This is a genomic window from Nocardia sp. NPDC056564 (assembly GCF_042793755.1).
Lineage (GTDB): Bacteria > Actinomycetota > Actinomycetes > Mycobacteriales > Mycobacteriaceae > Nocardia.
In genome coordinates, this window is record NZ_JBHTUR010000014.1 from 146872 (window position 1) to 163351 (window position 16480).

Sequence of the window (16480 nt, forward strand, 5' to 3'; positions counted from 1 at the left end):
CCGCGAGCACGAATGGCCGTTGCCTACAACAGGACGGATATCGTGCTCGGCTCGGCCATTCAGCCTGCGGCGGGGGTCCTATTGATCTGCACGATCGGCAGCACGAGTGCGGCCGGGGCGTTCGCGGGCACTACCGGCTTGGCCGGCGCGACCGGGGCGATCTGCTGGTAGGCACTGCCGAGCGCGGGGCGGGTATCCACCTCGCCCTTGTTCGGCCAGTACGCCGCGGCGCGCTCCGCCTGGGCGGTGATGGTGAGCGACGGGTTCACACCGAGATTGGCCGAGACCGCCGCACCGTCGACGACGCTCAACGTCGGATAGCCGTATACGCGGTGGTAGCCGTCGATCACGCCGTGTTCGGCGTCGGCGCCGATCACCGCGCCGCCGAGGAAGTGGGCGGTGAGCGGGATGTTGAAGATCTCACCCCAACTACCGCCCGCGATGCCGCCGATCTTGGCGGCCACCCGGCGGGTCACGTCGTTGCCCACCGGAATCCAGGTCGGATTCGGTTCGCCGTGACCCTGTTTGCTGGTCAGCTTGCGGCCGAACAGTCCGCGCTTGGTGTAGGTGGTGATCGAGTTGTCCAGGTGTTGCATGACCAGCGAGATGATGGTCCGCTCGCTCCAGTCCTTGGTGCTCAGGAAGCTCAGCAGATCCATCGGGCGGCGCAGCAGGATGCCGAGGAAGCGCAACCAGCGCGGAATGCGACCGCCGCCGTCCACCATCAGCGTCTGCAACAGGCCCATCGCGTTGGAACCCTTGCCGTACCGGACCGGCTCGATGTGCGTGTCCGGCGTCGGATGGATCGACGAGGTGATCGCGACGCCCTTGGTGAAATCGACGCCCGGCGTGACCTTTTTGGTCGCCGCGCCGACGATCGATTCGGAGTTGGTGCGGGTCAGCTGGCCGAGCCGATCGGAGAGCTCCGGCAGGGCGCCCTTGTCCCGCATGGCGAACAGCAGCTGTTGCGTGCCCCGGGTGCCCGCCGCCAACACCACGTTCGCGGCACTGAACGTCTTGGGCTGCTTGCGGATCCAGGCGCCGGTGCGCGCGGTGGACACATCCCAGGTGCCGTCCGGATGCGGGCGCAGGTCGGTCACGGTGGTCATCGGGATGACCTCCGCCCCGGCCTTCTCCGCCAGGTAGAGGTAGTTCTTCACGAGCGTGTTCTTGGCGCCGAACTTGCAGCCGACCATGCAGTCACCGCATTCGACGCAGCCGGTCCGTTCGGGACCGACGCCACCGAAGTACGGGTCCGCCACGGTCTTTCCCGGTTCGCCGAAGAACACGCCGACCGGGGTCTGCACGAACGTGTCGCCGACCCCGAGGTCGTCGGCGACCTGCTTGAACACCTCGTCGGCCGGGGTCATGTGCGGGTTGCGCACCACGCCGAGCATCTTCTGCGCGCGCTCGTAGTACGGCGCGAGTTCGGTCTGCCAGTCGGTGATGTCGCGCCACTGCGCGTCCCGGAAGAACGGCTCCGGCGGCACGTACAGCGTGTTGGCGTAGTTCAGCGACCCGCCGCCGACCCCGGCGCCACCGAGGATGAGGACGTCGCGCAGCAGGTGAATGCGCTGGATGCCGTAGCAGCCGAGCTTCGGCGCCCAGAGGAACTTCTTCAGCTCCCAGCTGTTCTTCGGCAGCTCGTCGTCGGCGAACCGCTGGCCCGCCTCGAGCACGCCGACCTTGTAGCCCTTTTCGACCAGCCGGAGTGCGGTGACGCTGCCACCGAAGCCAGATCCGACGATGAGGACGTCGAAGTCCGTTGCTCGCTGGTCCATAGGAAGCTCCTCGATCGGGTCGCCAGTGACTCGGCTAACACTACTACTCAGTAGGTTGTGCGCAGAACCAGGGCGGGCGGCCCGGGTTTGGTTCGGCGGCACCCGCATTCCCGCGCTCAGCGCCGCGAATTCGAGTCGGTTCCAGAGCAGTGCTCACTGTTGTTGACAACGCTCTCTGGATATTGCACGGTGAATGGATGCCGACGACGCCGCGCGCCCGAGCCAGGGCTCAGACCATGAACGACATCGTCCGGATCGGTCGCGAACATCTGGCCACCGACGGTGCGGCGGCGCTCTCGCTCCGTGCGGTCGCGCGCGATCTCGGCGTCGTCTCGTCGGCTGTCTACCGCTACGTCAGTAGTCGCGACGAACTGCTCACCCTGCTCGTGGTCGACGGCTACAACGCGCTCGGCGACGCGGTCGACGCCGCGCTGGCCGACGCGCCCGACGATCCGATCGAGCGGATGCGCGTCCTCGCCCGCACCGTCCGCCGCTGGGCCCACGCCGAACCCGCCCACTACGGACTGCTTTTCGGCACCCCGGTGCCCGGCTACGACGCCCCCGCCGACCAGACCATGGCCCCCGGCACCCGAGTCATCATAACCCTGCAAACGCTCTTCGAGCGCGCCTACCACGCGAACCGGCTCCGGCCCCCCGCCACCGAGGTCCGCGTAACATCGCCCCTCGCAACAAGTTTCGCCCAGATCCGCGCCGAACTGAACATGGACATCCCCGACTGGCTCATCGTCCGCGGCGTAACCTTCTGGGCCGCCCTCTTCGGCACCGTGAGCGCCGACCTCTTCGACATGTACGGCGCCGACACCTTCGCCGACCGCGACGAACTCTTCGAACTCCAACTCGACGGCCTACTCGACATGCTTGGCCACCACCCAACCCCCTGACCCCCGCAAACCGTCGGCCGCGACGTCGCCGGAGAACACGCACGCCTTCTGACTTCCCGCACCACGACTTGCCGCGCAAACACGCGTGCGTGTGTCAAAACTGGTGCGGGGTCCGTGGTCAGTCTTCGCTGCTGCGGCGGTCGCCGACGAAACATAGGAGAGCGGGGTCGGCGGAGGTGAGCCGGTCGATCTCCTGGCCGCCGGTGCAGTCGAAGAGGCCGATGGTTATCCGATCGGGGCGGCGGGCGAGGACGCGCCAGAGGGCGCCGGAGTTCTGCCAGCGTTGGAGAACGGCGGTCGGGTCGGCGGTCATCGAGGAACGGTGACCGGGTCGAGGCAGCTGGCCGCGGCGTCGACGAAGGAGCAGGGCTGCGGGGCTCGGGTGGGGCGGTAGTCGGGTGGCACGCCGCCGGCCGCGGTGATCGCGGTGTAGGCGGGGACGGCGTCGGTGGGCTTGCGGGTGAGGGTGGGGTCGGTGAGCACGTCGACCGTGTAGAGGCCGAAACGTGGCGTGTAGGAACCCCATTCGTAGTTGTCGGTGAGGCTCCAGTAGTTGTAACCGATGACGTTCATGCCGTCGCCCTTGGCGCGTTGCAGCCAGTAGATGGTGTCCCGGAGGTTGTCGGCGCGGGTGTAACCGTCGGCTCGGGGTGCGCCGTTCTCGGTAGGCATGCCGTTTTCGACTAGGTAGAGCGGCTTTCCGGGGAACTGCCGGGCGTAGTGCTGGAGGGCGTAGTAGATGCCTTCGGGCTGAAGTGGCTGGGTCCACAGCCGTTCGAAGTCGGGTGGGCCGGCCAGCAGGGACTCGGGGGAGAGGCCGTAGTAGTAGTCGATGCCGATGTAGTCGAGCCGCCCGCCGATCTTGTCGAGCAGCGGTTTGTTGAGCAGGTCCTCGCCGGTGGGGATGTAGGCGACGTTGCTGGTGACCTGCGCGCCGGGTTGCACGGCGTGGATGTAGTCGTAGATGCCGTTGTGCGCCTGCGCGATTCGGTCGTGCATGGCGGGGATGTCGGTGGGCGAGACGCCGCCCTTCTGGAGCTCGTTGACGATATAGAAGGTGGGCTCGTTGAAGGTGACCCACAGCGGATCGGCCGAGGCGTATCGGTCGACCAGGGTGCGGGCGTTGGCGAGCCAGTCCTCGACGATGCCCGCGGTGCGCCAGCCGCCGCGGTCGACCTCCCAGCCGGGATAGACCCAGTGATCGATGGTGAGCATCGGCTGCATGCCCGCCGCGGTGATCGCGGCGATCACGTTGTCGTAGAAGCGGAGTCCGTCCTCGTCCCACTCGCCGGGCCGCGGTTGCACGCGGGCCCACTCGATACCGATGCGGTAGACCCGCACGCCGAGCTGCGCGGCCAGGGCGATGTCGGAGCGGTAGCGGGTGTAGAAGTCGATCGAATCACCATAAGGGTCATGGGTTTTACCGGCGGCGACGTAGCGCGACCAGTTGCTGTCGGGTGCGTGCCCTTCGGACTGGTATCCGGATGCGGCCACACCCCAGCGGAAGTCGGCGCCGAGCGGGGCGACCTGCGCGGGCGGTGCCGGCCGGGCGGCGCTGATGGCGGTGCTCCCGACGACGAGCGCGGCCGTGAGGATGGCCAAGACGTGGCGACGACGTGGTGATCGCATCGGACTCCTGTTCAACGGGGTGACCGGGGCCATGGACCTGGGGGACAGCGTAACTGGTCGTATGTCCGTTTCGGGGGGATGTGCGGCGGTGGGTTGTCGGAACGTGGGGGAGGCGTGAGGTAGGGAGGCCTTTCGGCAGGGCGCGGGGAGCGGTGGCATCTCAGCCGGGAGTTCGGTTGGGGGACAGTGGGTTCCGGAAACCCCATCTCCGGGGGCTCATCTCATAAGGGATCGGTATAACCCAGAATAATACATCTAGTTACGTAGATATGCGCATCTTCGCATGCTGCTCACTTAGCCTTACCGCAACCACGCATCACCACTACTGAAGCCACCTGACCCAGCACTCTCTCCAGCACAGACGAGAGGGGAGGGTCAGGCGCTGTTACTCAGCTGCCGCGAGTGCGTCGATAAGCTGTGCACCCGCCGTACGGGCGGCGGCGCGCATGACGAATCGGTCGAACCCCCAACGCTTCTGATGCCCCCGTACCTCGCTGACGAGTTCGTCGACCGTCCCGATCAGCACATACGGTGAGTCGAGCAACTCGGCCGCGCTGGTGGTCGGAATGTCCTCGGCAAACCGCGCACAGGCGCGCTCGGCGTCATCGGTGATCTCCACGTGCTGTACCAGCGCCTCGAACGCCGGCGCCCGCCCGGCCCGATCCGCGGCGTCTCGCGCGAGCTCGACCTGCGCGTCGATCTGATCGCGCCGCCACCGAGTCTCGTGATTACGGCCGTCGGGCAACGTCCGCCCGAGCCCGGAGAACCCGACGATCTCCGCGGTGGCCGCCGCGTAGCGAAGCACGCGGGTGCCGTTGCCGCCGACCAGGACCGGCACGGGCTCCTGTACCGGTCGCGGCAGCGCCAGCACCGCGTCGTCCAGCCGCACATGCGCACCCGCGAACGTCACCGTCTCTCCGGCGAGCAATCGCCGTGTGGTGTCGGTGACCTCGATCATCCGGGCCACCCGGTCCGCCGCCGACGGATGCGGCCGCCCCTGCATCGTCCATTCCGCGGGATTGTGCCCGGCCCCGATTCCGAACAGTGCCCGCCCACCGGACATCGCGTCGAGCGTGCCGACCTCGCCGGCGAGCAGCAGCGGCTCCCACATCCCGGCGTTGACCACGTTGGTGCCGAGCCGGATGGTCTCGGTGGCCGTCGCGGCCGCGGCGAGCGCGACGAACGGTGCGACGAATACGCCGGGATGGTCGGGCACCATCAGTGCGTCGAAGCCGTCCGCCTCGCACCCGCGGGCGAAGTCCGGCCAGGACCCGACCTCCATCACATTGGCGGTCATGGAGAATTTGATCGGAGCGTTCATGCTCGCCTCCCTTCGAGCCGCTCACGCTAATTCGGCTACCCCGATGCCGGAACCGATTCCGCTACGGGCGAATTCAGCGGTTGCCCGGCTCCGCGCCGACGATGGGCAGGCGCACGGTGACCGGGTCGGTGACGGGTGTGGTCTCGACCAGGTCGGTCATGCCACGGGTGCTGGGATGTTCGTCGTCGAGGACGGGTTCGCCGAGGCCGACGCGCTGCTGGAGTCGTTTCATCCAGGCCGGCGCCCACCAGCAGTCGTCGCCGAGCAGTTTCATGATGGCGGGGACCAGCAGCATGCGCAGGATGGTGGCGTCGATGAACAGCGCGGCGATCATGCCGTAGGCGATGTACTGCATCATCACCAGTTCGGAGAAGGCGAACGCGCCGGTGACGACGAGCAGGATCAGCGCGGCGGCGGTGATGATGCCGCCGGTGTGCGCGGTGCCGATGCGGACGGCCTCGGTGGTGGTCGCGCCCTTCGCGCGGGCTTCGACCATGCGCGACAGCAGGAAGACCTCGTAGTCGGTGGAGAGTCCGTAGATGATCGCGATGATCAGGATGAGCACGTTGGCCTGGATCGGCTGCGGGGTGAAGTTGAGCAGGTTCGAGCCGTGGCCGTCCACGAAGATCAGGGTGAGGATGCCCAGCGTGGATCCGAGGCCGAGCACGCTCATGAGGGCGGCCTTGATCGGCAGTACCAACGAGCCGAAGGTCAGGAACATGAGGATGGTGGTGAGTAGCAGCACCACGACGACCATGAACGGTACGCGGCCCAGCATGCCGTCGATGGAGTCCTTCTTGAACGCGGGCTGGCCGCCGACCAGCATGGTGACGTCGTCGGGGAGGTCCATCGAGCGCAGGTAGTCGATGGTTTCGTCGGCCGCGGCGGTGTCGGTGGAGTCGGCCAGTTGGGCTTCGGTGCGGTAGACGCCGGGGCGCAGGGTCGAGGCGGTGGGCGTGGCGAATTCGCCTGGTACGCCGGGTCTGAGGTCGGCGAGTCCGGGTGCTCGATTAGCGAGTTTGACCGCCGCGCCGATGGCGTTGCGGTGGGCCTGGCGGTTCTCGTCGGTGTCTTCGGTGACGAACACCAGCTGCACGGGGTCGGATTTGCGTTTGGGGAAGGTGGCGTCGAATTCCTGCTGTGCGGTCCTGGTGGGGTTGTCCGGTGGCAGATAGGTTTCGCTGAAGGTGCCGAAGGCGATGTTCTTGACCGGGATGATCAGCAGCAGCAGGCCGAGGATCAGCGGGATGGCGATCTTCTTGGGGTGCTGCATCACCCATCGGGTGCTGCGTCCCCAGAGGCCGTTCTCGACTTCCTCGGCGGATTTGGTGCGGCTGAAGCGTTTGATGCCGAGCAGGTCGACGCGCGGTCCGAGGATGCTGAGGATGGCGGGCAGGATGGTGATGGCCGAGAGCGCGGCGAGTGAGACGGTCGCGATGGAGCCGTAGGCCAGCGAGCGCAGGAATCCCTGTGGGAAGAACAGCATGCCGCCGAGGCTGATGACGATCATGGTGGCGGAGAAGACGACGGTGCGGCCCGCGGTCATCACGGTGCGGCGGACGGCGACGGGGGTTTCGTAGCCTTCGGCGACCTCTTCGCGGAAGCGGCTGACGATGAACAGGCCGTAGTCGATCGCGAGGCCGAGGCCGATCATCGTGACGACGCTGGAGACGAACGAGTTGACCTGGGTGAATTCGGTGATGAAGCGGACGATGCCGTTGGCGCTGATGATGGTGAGGCCGCCGAGGATCAGCGGCAGTGCCGCGGCGACGAGGCCGCCGAAGACGAAGAAGAGCAGGATCGCGACGGCGGGCAGGGCGAGCAGTTCCATGCGGTGCAGGTCGTCGGCGAGGGTGTCGGTGAGGGCGCCTGCGATGGGTTGCAGGCCGGCGACCTGGACGTCGACGCCGGGGATGTAGAAGGCGTCCTTGACGACGCGGAAGTTGTTGACGATGTCGGTGTCGTTGTCGCCTTTGATGGCGACGGAGGCGAACGCGCGGTTCTCCTCGGGTTTGCCGAAGAAGTTGGGGTTGCCGAGGGCCGCGTCGGTCTGCCAGTAGGCGCCGTTGATCTTGTCGATCTGGGGGTGTTTCTTCGGCAGGTTGTTCAGGCTGTCCACGATCGGGGCGCTGAATGCGGGGTCGTCGAGTTTCACCCCGGGTGGGGCGGTGTAGACCAGGAGTACGTCGGCGCTGTGGTCGCGCAGGAACGCGTCGTCGGCGATTCGGGCGGCGTGCGCTGATTCGGAGGTCGGGTCGTCGAATCCGCTGGCGCCCAAATGGTTTCCGAGGTCGTAGCCGTATCCGCCGAGCGCGAGCATGCTCGCGCCGACGAGGCCGATGACGAGGAAGCGGAACCGGTGGACGAGATCGCCCCAGCGCGCGAACATCAGGCGGCTCTTCGTGGGTGCGGGCAGGTCGGTCGGGTGGGGAGCGGCCTGGGGGCACCGATCATCAAGAGATTGCATCCTTCCGGTGGTCGCGCCCGATGTGCGCGCTTTCCAAAGTACCGGCGTGGCGGAGTGGTCTTCCTGAGAGTTCTGCTAGGAAATGTCGGGGCCGGCTGGTTGTTCGTGGAGCGTTGTCGGTCAACGACTTTGCGTGCTGCGATGTGACATGCCCCTCGGTCGCGGCCTGCCGCTGCGGGTTCGTCGGGCGGACGTGTCAGGATTCTGGCATGGTGTCGAATCCGCTGCCTCGGATTGCTCGCAGGTTGGCTCAACAGCGCTGGGTCATGCGTACGGCGCCCGTCGTTATTCCGGCCGAACGCGCGGTTCGGCGTTGGACCGACGGCCGGATGGGGGTGCTGGATCTGGTCGGGTTGCCCTCGATCGAGGTGACCGTCGCGGGGCGCAAGACCGGCATCGCGCGGACCACGTCGCTGCTGTATGTCCCGCGCGGGGAGGATTTCCTGGTCCTGGGTTCCAACTGGGGGAGTCCGAAACATCCGGTGTGGTCGTCGAATCTGCGGGCCGCGGGCACCGCTACGGTCCGGCACAGCGGGGAGCAGTTCACGGTGTCGGTCACCGAGTTGACCGGTGTGGAGCGCAAATCCGCGTGGGATATGGCCGTCGAATTCTGGCCGGGGTACGAGATGGAGTACGAGCTCTCCGGTGGTCGTCAGTTCCGGATCTTCGAGTTGCGTCGCGTCTGAGGTGGAGCCGAAAGGCGTTCTCGGCGTCGAGGAATCGCGTCTGAGCCGGATGCCGTCGAGGTGGCCGCCCGGTTGTCGGCGGGCCGGGTTACGGTGGGGCGGTGACCACGCATCTGACGCATTGGGGCGCCTTCGAGGCAGACAGCGACGGGGAGCGGCTGACCGCGGTCCGGCCGTGGCGCGATGATCCGGAGCCGACGCGGCTGATCGAGAATGTGGCCTCCGCACAGCATCATCCGACCAGGGTCGATCAACCGTATGTGCGGCGGGGCTGGTTGGCGCACGGGCCGGGAGCGCCCGGGCGTGGGGACGATCCGTTCGTGCCGGTGTCGTGGGACGAGGCACTGGATCTGCTGGCCGGTGAGCTGGGGCGGGTGTATCGCGAGTACGGGGCCGAGGCGGTGTACGGCGGGTCCTACGGGTGGGCGAGTGCGGGGCGGTTTCATCACGCGCAGAGCCAGTTGCATCGATTCCTGAACTGCCTCGGCGGGTATGTGCGGCATGTCAACAGTTACAGCCTCGGGGTGTCGCAGGTGCTGACGCCGCATCTGTTCGGGCATCTCGGGTTGCTGATCGAACACGCGACGGCGAAGTCGGTGCTGGCCGAGCACACGGAGCTGGTGGTGGCGTTCGGCGGGTTGTCGCCGAAGAACGCGGCGGTGGCGCCGGGCGGGGTGTCGCGGCACAACACGCGCGGGTGGATCGGTGCCGCGCGAGCGCGCGGCTGCCGGTTCGTGTCGATCACGCCGTTGCGCGACGACACGCCGGTCGAGGCGGAGGCGGAGTGGCTGGCGCCGCGACCGGGCAGTGATACGGCGCTGATGTTGGCGTTGGCGCAGGTGCTGGACGCGGAAGGGTTGGCGGATCGGGCGTTTCTGGACCGGTACACGGTGGGCTACGAGCGGTTCATCGGCTATGTGCGTGGCGCGGACGGGACGGTCAAGTCGCCGGAGTGGGCCGCGGCGCTCACCGGTCTGCCCGCCGAGCGCATTCGGGCGCTGGCGCGGGAGATGGCGGGGGCGCGGACGTTCGTGACGGTCAGTTGGTCGTTGCAGCGTGCGCAGTATGGCGAGCAGCCGTTGTGGCTGGGGTTGGTGCTCGCGGCGATGCTCGGTCAGATCGGGTTGCCCGGCGGCGGGTTCGGGCATGGCTACGGGTCGGCGGCGAGCGTGGGCGAGCCCGCGCGGGAGTTCTCGCCGCCGCGGCTGCCGCAGGGACTCAATCGTGTCGAGACGTTCATTCCGGTCGCGCGCATCGCCGACATGTTGCTGAATCCCGGGCAGCCCTTCGACTACGACGGGCAGCACCTGACCTACCCGGATATCCGGCTGGTCTACTGGGCGGGCGGGAATCCGTTTCATCACCACCAGGATCTGGCTCGGCTGCGCACCGCGTTCGCCCGGCCCGAGACGGTCGTCGTGCACGATCCGTTCTGGACCTCGACCGCGCGGCACGCCGACTTCGTCATCCCCTCGACGATGTCGATCGAACGCGACGACTACGGCGCCGGGGAGAACGACCGCGTCCTGTTTGCGATGAAGGCGATCACCCGCCCGCACGGTGAGGCGCGCGATGACTACGCGACCTTCAGCGAGCTGGCCGAACGTCTCGGTGCCGGTAAGGAATTCACCGAGGGCCGCACCGCGGGGGAATGGCTGCGTCATCTCTACGAGGAATGGCGGCTCCACCACGCCGGTCACGACCTGCCCGACTTCGACGCCTTCTGGGCCAGCGAGCACGTCGACCTGCCCGTCCGTGACCCGCGGCAGGTTCTGTGCGCCGACTTCCGCGCCGATCCCGAGCGTTTCCCGCTCGGCACGCCCAGTGGGAAGATCGAGATCTTCTCCGCGACGATCGACGGCTTCGGCTACGCCGATTGCCCGGGCCATCCGACCTGGCTCGAGCCCGAGGAGTGGCTGGGTGGTCCGGCCGCCGCCGAGTTCCCGCTGCAACTGGTCGCCAATCAGCCACGTACCAAATTGCACAGCCAACTCGACGTCGGCGGGTTCAGTCAATCCGTGAAGATCGGCGCCCGCGAACCGGTCCGGCTGCACCCCGGCGACGCCGCGGCCCGCGGTCTGCGCGACGGCGATCTGGTCCGCATCCGCAGCGCGCGCGGCAGCTGCCTGGCCGGGCTGGTCATCGATGACGCCGTCCGCGCGGGGGTGGCCCAACTGTCGACCGGCGCCTGGTATGACCCCGACCCGGCCGACCCGACCTTCTGCCGTCACGGCAACCCCAATGTGCTCACCCCTGACCGGCCCTCCTCGACTTTGAGTCAGGGGTGTGCGGGGCAGCTGTGCTTGGTCGAGATCGAACGATACGAGGGCACCGTCCCTGCGTTGGTCGTGAACCGGGCGCCGGCGGTGGCGCAGCGGCCTTCGTAGGCGCGGGGCACGTGGTGCGCGATCTGGCAGCGGATGCATCTCTGCATCCGCTGGTGCTCGGTTCGCGCTGTGTCGTCCGATTCAATTGCGGTGCATCGGGACTCGGGGCGCGGATAGGCTCGCCGGCATGATTCTTCGCCATGTCACGATCGACTGCGCCGATCCCTATCGGCTCGCGTCGTTCTGGAGTTCGGTCACCGGCTGGCCGATGTCGGACGACGATGAAGTGGACGATGACGAGACGCTGCTGGTGGCGCCGTCGCCGGTGCCCGGGCTGCTGTTCGTCCGGGTGCCGGAGGGGAAGACGGTGAAGAACCGGATCCACTTCGATTGGATGCCGACCGAGCGGACCCGGGACGAGGAAGTCGAGCGGCTGATCGGGATGGGCGCGGCACTGTATGCGGATCACCGTACCGCCGACGGTCGCGGGTGGGTCACCCTCGTCGACCCCGAAGGCAACGAATTCTGTGTCGAGCGAAGCACATCCGAGCGAGGAACCGAGGGCTGAGTCGGGCGCTTGAACCGGATGCGCGACACTCCGTAATGACCTGTGCGACCGGGTAATCGGCGTCGACCTCTACGATGCCCCGGTGACCTACGACGACCTCGAGCATCTCGACACCTCCCGCCTGCCGGAGCGCCAGCAGCGCATTCTGGCCAGCATCCGTGACTGGGTGGTGCGGGAGGGCTACGCGCCGAACTCCCGGCAGATCGGGGACGCGGTGGGGTTGCGGTCGTCGTCGTCGGTGTCCAAGCATCTGAACAGCCTCGAGGAGAAGGGTTTCCTGCGGCGCAGTGAGACGATGTCGCGGCCGATCGATGTGCGGATGTTCCTGCAGGGGTCGGCGCCGCGGGAGACCGACGCGGATTCGGTGGCGGTGCCGGTGGTCGGTGACATCGCGGCGGGTACGCCGATCCTGGCCGAGGAGCACACCGACGACATGGTGACGATGTCGCGTCAGCTGGTCGGGCGCGGCACGGTGTTCGGTTTGCGGGTGCGCGGGGATTCGATGATCGACGCGGCGATCTGCGACGGCGACATCGTGGTGGTGCGCCAGCAGAACGAGGCGCATTCGGGGGAGATCGTGGCCGCGATGATCGACGGCGAGGCGACGGTGAAGGTGTACCGGCGGCGCAACGGCCACGTGTATCTCGAGCCGCGCAACCCCGCATACGAGGTCATCGATGGGGACGAGGCGGCGGTGCTGGGCAAGGTCGTCTCGGTGATGCGGCGGGTCTGATCGGCGGCGTCGTACGCTGAAATGATGTCGGACATCGCGGAACCGGACCTGGGGCGTGCGGTCGAGTTGCTGGCCGGTCGGCGGGTGGTGGTGCTGACCGGTGCCGGGGTGTCGACCGACAGCGGGATACCGGACTATCGCGGTCCGGCCTCGCCGCCGCGCAACCCCATGACCTATCAGCAGTTCGTCGGTGACGCGGTGTTCCGGCAGCGGTATTGGGCGCGCAATCACATCGGCTGGCGGCGGATGGACGCGTCGCGGCCGAACCCAGGGCATCGCGCGCTGGCCCGGCTGGAGCGGATGGGTGTGGTCAGCGGGTTGATCACCCAGAATGTCGATCTGCTGCACACCAAGGCCGGGCATCGGCGGGTGATCGATCTGCACGGCACGTATGCGCGGGTGCGGTGTTTGGGTTGCTCGGCGTTGATGTCGCGGATGGCGTTGGCGGAGCTGCTGGAGGCGGAGAATCCCGGGTTCGCCGAGGGGGTGACCACGAACGGGGTGGAGGTCGCACCCGATGCCGATGCGGTGGTCGCGGACACCGACAGTTTCCGGATGGTCGATTGCGCGGCGTGCGGGGGAATGTTGAAGCCGGACATCGTGTATTTCGGGGAGAACGTGCCGAAGGATCGGGTGGCGGCGGCGTTCGAATTGGTCGATGCGGCGGATGCGCTGCTGGTGGCCGGCTCGTCGTTGACCGTCATGTCCGGGCTGCGGTTCGTGCGGCACGCGGCCAAACGCGGACGGCCCGTGGTCATCGTCAACCGAGGAAACACTCGTGGTGACGAGGTGGCTTCGCTGACCGTCGACGCGGGATGCTCGACGGTGCTGGTCGCGCTGGCCGACAGTCTCGGGGATGCGCGCGTGCCGGCCGAATCAGCGTCCGCGTAGCGCGCCGAATCATCGTCCGGTAAGCGGATTTGCGGCCCAACCGGGATGCCGTTGCAGTGACTGCGTTTCGGCATTCGATGCGGTCGACCGAGAGTCGGCGAGCGAAACTCTTCCCGTTTCAACGTATATCGCACAGGTGGGCTTGCGGCAAGGCCCCGTCGCTGCCGCATACTCGCAGGCCCGAGTCCGCGCGGCGGCCCGGGTCAGGCGGAATGGAGAAACAAATGGCCGAGGAAACAGTGCGGAACGTGGGTCCGTCGCGGATCGAGCTCGCCTATGAGCGTTTCGGCGACCCCGTGTCGCCGCCGGTGCTGCTGATCATGGGCGGGGGCGCGCAGATGATCAATTGGCCGGACGGATTCTGCGCCGAGCTGGTCGGCCGCGGACTGCATGTCGTGCGCTTCGACAGCCGGGATACCGGCCGGTCCACGCATATCTCCGATGCGCCGATCGTCGATATGCCTGCGGCACTGGCCGGTGACCTCACCACGGCGTCCTACACCCTGTCGGATATGGCGGCGGACACCGTCGGGTTGCTCGACGCTCTCGGTTTCGGCAGTGCACACCTGGTCGGGCTGTCGATGGGCGGAATGATCGCGCAGACCATGGCGATCCACTACCCCGAACGGGTTCGGTCATTGACCTCCATCAGTTCCCGAACCGGTGCACCGGGAGTGGGCGATGCCGATTTCGCCGCCATCGGGCCGCTGGGCCCGCAACCGCATGATCGGCAGAGTTATATCGATTGGCAGGTTCGCGTGGCACGGGCGATCCGGTCGCCCGGATTCGCGTTCGATGAGGCCGCCGTCGCCGAGACCGCCGCACGCGCCTGCGACCGGGGACGCGATCACGAGGCGATGATGCGTCATTTCGTGGCGGTCCTCGCCTCCGGCGATCGCACGGAGCGACTGAGAGCGCTGCGCGTACCGACCTTGGTTTTGCACGGCGCGAACGATCTCATGTGCGCTGTCAGCGGTGGCCGCGCCACCGCTGACGCCGTCCCCGGCGCGAAACTGGTGATCTTCGACGGGATGGGCCATCACCTGCCGCGCGAACTGTGGCCGGCCTTAGCCGACCACATCGCCGAACACGTTCACAGAGCGGCGGTTTCGAGCGCCTCGACCGGCTCCGGTGTGGCTTCGGCCGGTTGCTGATCCGGCCGCAACGCGATCAGCAGCACCGCCGCCCCGGCGAGCGCGATGAACATCGTCCACACCGCACCCACGTGCATCGCGTGGATGAACGCCGCGTCGGCGGCCCGCACCAGATCCGGCCGGTCGGTCACCGACGCGATATGCCTGGCCTGTTCGGCCGACACCCGCACCCGGTCCCGCACTTCGTCGGGCAGCCCCTGGGCCGAACCCTCGATCGCACGCCGGTAGACGATCGACATGATCGTCCCGCCGACCGCGATCCCGAGCACGCTGCCGGTCTGCCGCACGGTATTGGTGACCGCCGAGCCGGCGCCGGCGCGGGCCAACGGCAGCGTGCTCAGCAATGCCGCGGTGACGCTGCCCATCACGATCCCGATCGACAGGCCCTGCACCAGCAACACGATCTCGATCCAGACCAGCGGAGTATGCAGCCCGAAGATCGCCGAGCAGCCCATCGCCATCGCCGCCACGGTCAACGCCGTCGCGGTCACCGGACGCAGCGACCACCGGCGCACCAGCCGAATGCCGAGCGGCCCACCGACAATCGCGCCCAGCGCGGCCGGCGAACTGGCGAACCCGGCCGCCAACGGTGCGAAACCACGCGCGCCCTGCAGATAGAACGCGCTGTAGAAACCCGCGGCGGTCATCGCGAACAGCAGTAGCCCGATCGCCGCATTGCCACCCCCGAACGTCCGCTGCGCGAGCAGCCGGGGATCGAAACTGGGCTCCCGCAGGCGCAATTCGACGACCACGAACGCACCGAGCAGCAGCACCCCGGCCACGATCGGCATCCAGACGTCCAGCGGAGTCCAGGAGGCCACCTGCCCCGCGCGAATCAGCCCGTAGGCCAGCGCCGCGAGCCCGCTGATCGACAGCAGCAACCCGGCCGGGTCCAGCGGACGCGGGGTGGGGCTGCGGAAGTCGGGGATCAGCGTCACGATCCCCACCAGGCCGGCCAGCACGGCCGGGACGTTGATGAGAAAGACCGAACCCCACCAGAAATGGTCGAGCAGCACACCGGCGAGCAACGGACCCGCGGCGATCCCGACACCCGCGGAGGCCGACGAGATCCCGATCGCGGTCGCCCGGGCGGGCCCGGTGAACGTCCAGGTCAGGATCGCCATGGTGGCGGGCATGATCAGCGCGCTGCCCACCCCCATCACCGCCCGGGCGGCGATGAGCTGGTTCGCGTCGCCGACGTAGGCGGCCCAGACGGAGGCGGCCGCGAACGTCGCCATGCCGGTGGCGAGCACGCGCCGGTGGCCGAAGCGATCGCCGAGCGCGCCCGCGGTGAACATCAACGCGGCGAAGACCAGCGTGTAAGCGCCGGTGGCCCACTGCAACTGGGCCGGGGTGGCGCCGAGGCCGAGCACCGGATCGGCGAGGGTCCGGAACGCGAGGCCGAGGATGGTGTTGTCCATCCAGATCAGGAATGACGACAGCACCAGGACGGCGAGGATCAACCGTTGCCTGGACCGGGGCAACGTGGGAGACACGAGCATGGAAACCTTCGCTAAGATTGGCAAGAACCTGACGATCTAAACTCTGCATAATCGTCAGGAACCTGTCAATACCGAGGAGGTTTTTCGTTGGGTTCCTACCGGGACGAGGCCGGCTCACTGACCTTCATGATCCGCAAGGTCTGGCTGAACATGCGGTCGGCGATCGGCGAGGAGCTCAAGGCTTTCGGCCTGTCCACCTCGCAATACGCCACCCTGATGATGACCGCGAGCCATCCGGGGATGTCGGTTGCCGACATCGCCCGCGAGGTCGCCAGCTCTCGGCAGGCCGCCAACGAAATGCTCAACGGACTCGAGCACGAGGGCCTCATCGAACGCCACCCGCACCCCACCGACCGCCGCACCCACCAGATCTCCGTCACCGACGCCGGCCGCACCCGGCTGGCCGAGGCGCGCGTCGCTGTCGCGCGCCGGGAAGCCGAACTGGAGGCGTCGTTCACCCCCGCCCAGCGCGCGGCCATCCGGGACTGGCTCGAAGGCGTGTCCGACGCCTGCCGCTGA

The 16480-nt window shown here is 67.7% G+C and carries 13 protein-coding genes and 1 pseudogene; 8 read left to right on the plus strand and 6 right to left on the minus strand.

Translation table 11 applies throughout. From position 1 onward, the window contains the following. Positions 1 to 59: 59 nt before the first annotated feature. Positions 60 to 1781, minus strand: a complete 1722-nt coding sequence (locus ACFQ9K_RS30275; RefSeq protein WP_378724140.1) for a GMC oxidoreductase — start codon at positions 1779 to 1781, stop codon at positions 60 to 62. A gap of 197 nt (positions 1782 to 1978) precedes the next feature. Between ACFQ9K_RS30275 and ACFQ9K_RS30280 the strand changes: the two genes are divergently transcribed. Then, the gene (locus tag ACFQ9K_RS30280; RefSeq protein WP_378724137.1) at positions 1979 to 2683 is read left to right on the plus strand and encodes a TetR/AcrR family transcriptional regulator; all 705 of its coding nucleotides are present in this window, start codon (positions 1979 to 1981) and stop codon (positions 2681 to 2683) included. 118 nt (positions 2684 to 2801) lie between these two features. On the opposite strand, the gene ACFQ9K_RS30285 is transcribed toward ACFQ9K_RS30280, so the two are convergent. The 4 genes and pseudogenes from ACFQ9K_RS30285 to ACFQ9K_RS30300 all read right to left on the minus strand — a co-directional run. Next, positions 2802 to 2996 carry a hypothetical protein gene (locus ACFQ9K_RS30285; RefSeq protein WP_378724134.1) on the minus strand — a complete coding sequence of 65 codons (195 nt, stop codon included), beginning with the start codon at positions 2994 to 2996 and terminating at the stop codon, positions 2802 to 2804. Then, entirely contained in the window at positions 2993 to 4312 is a 1320-nt protein-coding gene (locus tag ACFQ9K_RS30290) for a family 1 glycosylhydrolase (protein ID WP_378724131.1), read from the minus strand. Before ACFQ9K_RS30290 ends, ACFQ9K_RS30285 begins: the two co-directional genes overlap by 4 nt. A 385-nt stretch (positions 4313 to 4697) precedes the next feature. Beyond that, complete coding sequence (locus ACFQ9K_RS30295) at positions 4698 to 5633, minus strand: TIGR03621 family F420-dependent LLM class oxidoreductase (RefSeq protein ID WP_378724128.1); 936 nt, start codon at positions 5631 to 5633, stop codon at positions 4698 to 4700. A 97-nt stretch (positions 5634 to 5730) separates the two neighbouring features. Beyond that, positions 5731 to 8022 (minus strand): annotated as a pseudogene (locus ACFQ9K_RS30300) (MMPL family transporter); the annotation flags it as partial. Positions 8023 to 8366: 344 nt separating this feature from the next. On the opposite strand from ACFQ9K_RS30300, the gene ACFQ9K_RS30305 reads away from it, so the two are divergent. The 6 genes from ACFQ9K_RS30305 to ACFQ9K_RS30330 all read left to right on the plus strand — a co-directional run bounded on the left by ACFQ9K_RS30305 (position 8367) and on the right by ACFQ9K_RS30330 (position 14459). After that, complete coding sequence (locus ACFQ9K_RS30305; protein WP_378724125.1) at positions 8367 to 8786, plus strand: nitroreductase family deazaflavin-dependent oxidoreductase; 420 nt, start codon at positions 8367 to 8369, stop codon at positions 8784 to 8786. Between the two features lie 101 nt (positions 8787 to 8887). Then, positions 8888 to 11173 carry a molybdopterin guanine dinucleotide-containing S/N-oxide reductase gene (locus tag ACFQ9K_RS30310; RefSeq protein ID WP_378724122.1) on the plus strand — a complete coding sequence of 762 codons (2286 nt, stop codon included), beginning with the start codon at positions 8888 to 8890 and terminating at the stop codon, positions 11171 to 11173. Positions 11174 to 11300: 127 nt separating this feature from the next. After that, positions 11301 to 11681, plus strand: a complete 381-nt coding sequence (locus ACFQ9K_RS30315; protein WP_378724119.1) for a VOC family protein — start codon at positions 11301 to 11303, stop codon at positions 11679 to 11681. 82 nt (positions 11682 to 11763) lie between these two features. Continuing rightward, complete coding sequence (gene lexA / locus ACFQ9K_RS30320) at positions 11764 to 12414, plus strand: transcriptional repressor LexA (RefSeq protein ID WP_378724116.1); 651 nt, start codon at positions 11764 to 11766, stop codon at positions 12412 to 12414. A 24-nt stretch (positions 12415 to 12438) separates the two neighbouring features. Further along, positions 12439 to 13305 carry an NAD-dependent protein deacetylase gene (locus ACFQ9K_RS30325; protein ID WP_378724113.1) on the plus strand — a complete coding sequence of 289 codons (867 nt, stop codon included), beginning with the start codon at positions 12439 to 12441 and terminating at the stop codon, positions 13303 to 13305. 224 nt (positions 13306 to 13529) lie between these two features. After that, the gene (locus ACFQ9K_RS30330) at positions 13530 to 14459 is read left to right on the plus strand and encodes an alpha/beta fold hydrolase (RefSeq protein ID WP_378724111.1); all 930 of its coding nucleotides are present in this window, start codon (positions 13530 to 13532) and stop codon (positions 14457 to 14459) included. On the opposite strand, the gene ACFQ9K_RS30335 is transcribed toward ACFQ9K_RS30330, so the two are convergent. Further along, positions 14399 to 15955, minus strand: coding sequence for an MFS transporter (locus ACFQ9K_RS30335; protein ID WP_378724108.1), 1557 nt, complete (start codon positions 15953 to 15955; stop codon positions 14399 to 14401). The two genes, ACFQ9K_RS30330 and ACFQ9K_RS30335, sit on opposite strands and share 61 nt — an antisense overlap. Positions 15956 to 16048: 93 nt before the next feature. On the opposite strand from ACFQ9K_RS30335, the gene ACFQ9K_RS30340 reads away from it, so the two are divergent. Beyond that, on the plus strand, positions 16049 to 16480 hold the full coding sequence (locus ACFQ9K_RS30340) for a MarR family winged helix-turn-helix transcriptional regulator (protein ID WP_378983890.1): 432 nt from the start codon (positions 16049 to 16051) through the stop codon (positions 16478 to 16480).

Bases quoted from the DNA above. Each gene is read 5' to 3' on its own strand.
- ACFQ9K_RS30275 (WP_378724140.1), bottom strand. From the start codon at position 1,781: ATGGACCAGCGAGCAACGGACTTCGACGTCCTCATCGTCGGATCTGGC.
- ACFQ9K_RS30280 (WP_378724137.1), top strand. From the start codon at position 1,979: ATGCCGACGACGCCGCGCGCCCGAGCCAGGGCTCAGACCATGAACGAC.
- ACFQ9K_RS30285 (WP_378724134.1), bottom strand. From the start codon at position 2,996: ATGACCGCCGACCCGACCGCCGTTCTCCAACGCTGGCAGAACTCCGGC.
- ACFQ9K_RS30290 (WP_378724131.1), bottom strand. From the start codon at position 4,312: ATGCGATCACCACGTCGTCGCCACGTCTTGGCCATCCTCACGGCCGCG.
- ACFQ9K_RS30295 (WP_378724128.1), bottom strand. From the start codon at position 5,633: ATGAACGCTCCGATCAAATTCTCCATGACCGCCAATGTGATGGAGGTC.
- ACFQ9K_RS30305 (WP_378724125.1), top strand. From the start codon at position 8,367: ATGCGTACGGCGCCCGTCGTTATTCCGGCCGAACGCGCGGTTCGGCGT.
- ACFQ9K_RS30315 (WP_378724119.1), top strand. From the start codon at position 11,301: ATGATTCTTCGCCATGTCACGATCGACTGCGCCGATCCCTATCGGCTC.
- ACFQ9K_RS30325 (WP_378724113.1), top strand. From the start codon at position 12,439: ATGTCGGACATCGCGGAACCGGACCTGGGGCGTGCGGTCGAGTTGCTG.
- ACFQ9K_RS30330 (WP_378724111.1), top strand. From the start codon at position 13,530: ATGGCCGAGGAAACAGTGCGGAACGTGGGTCCGTCGCGGATCGAGCTC.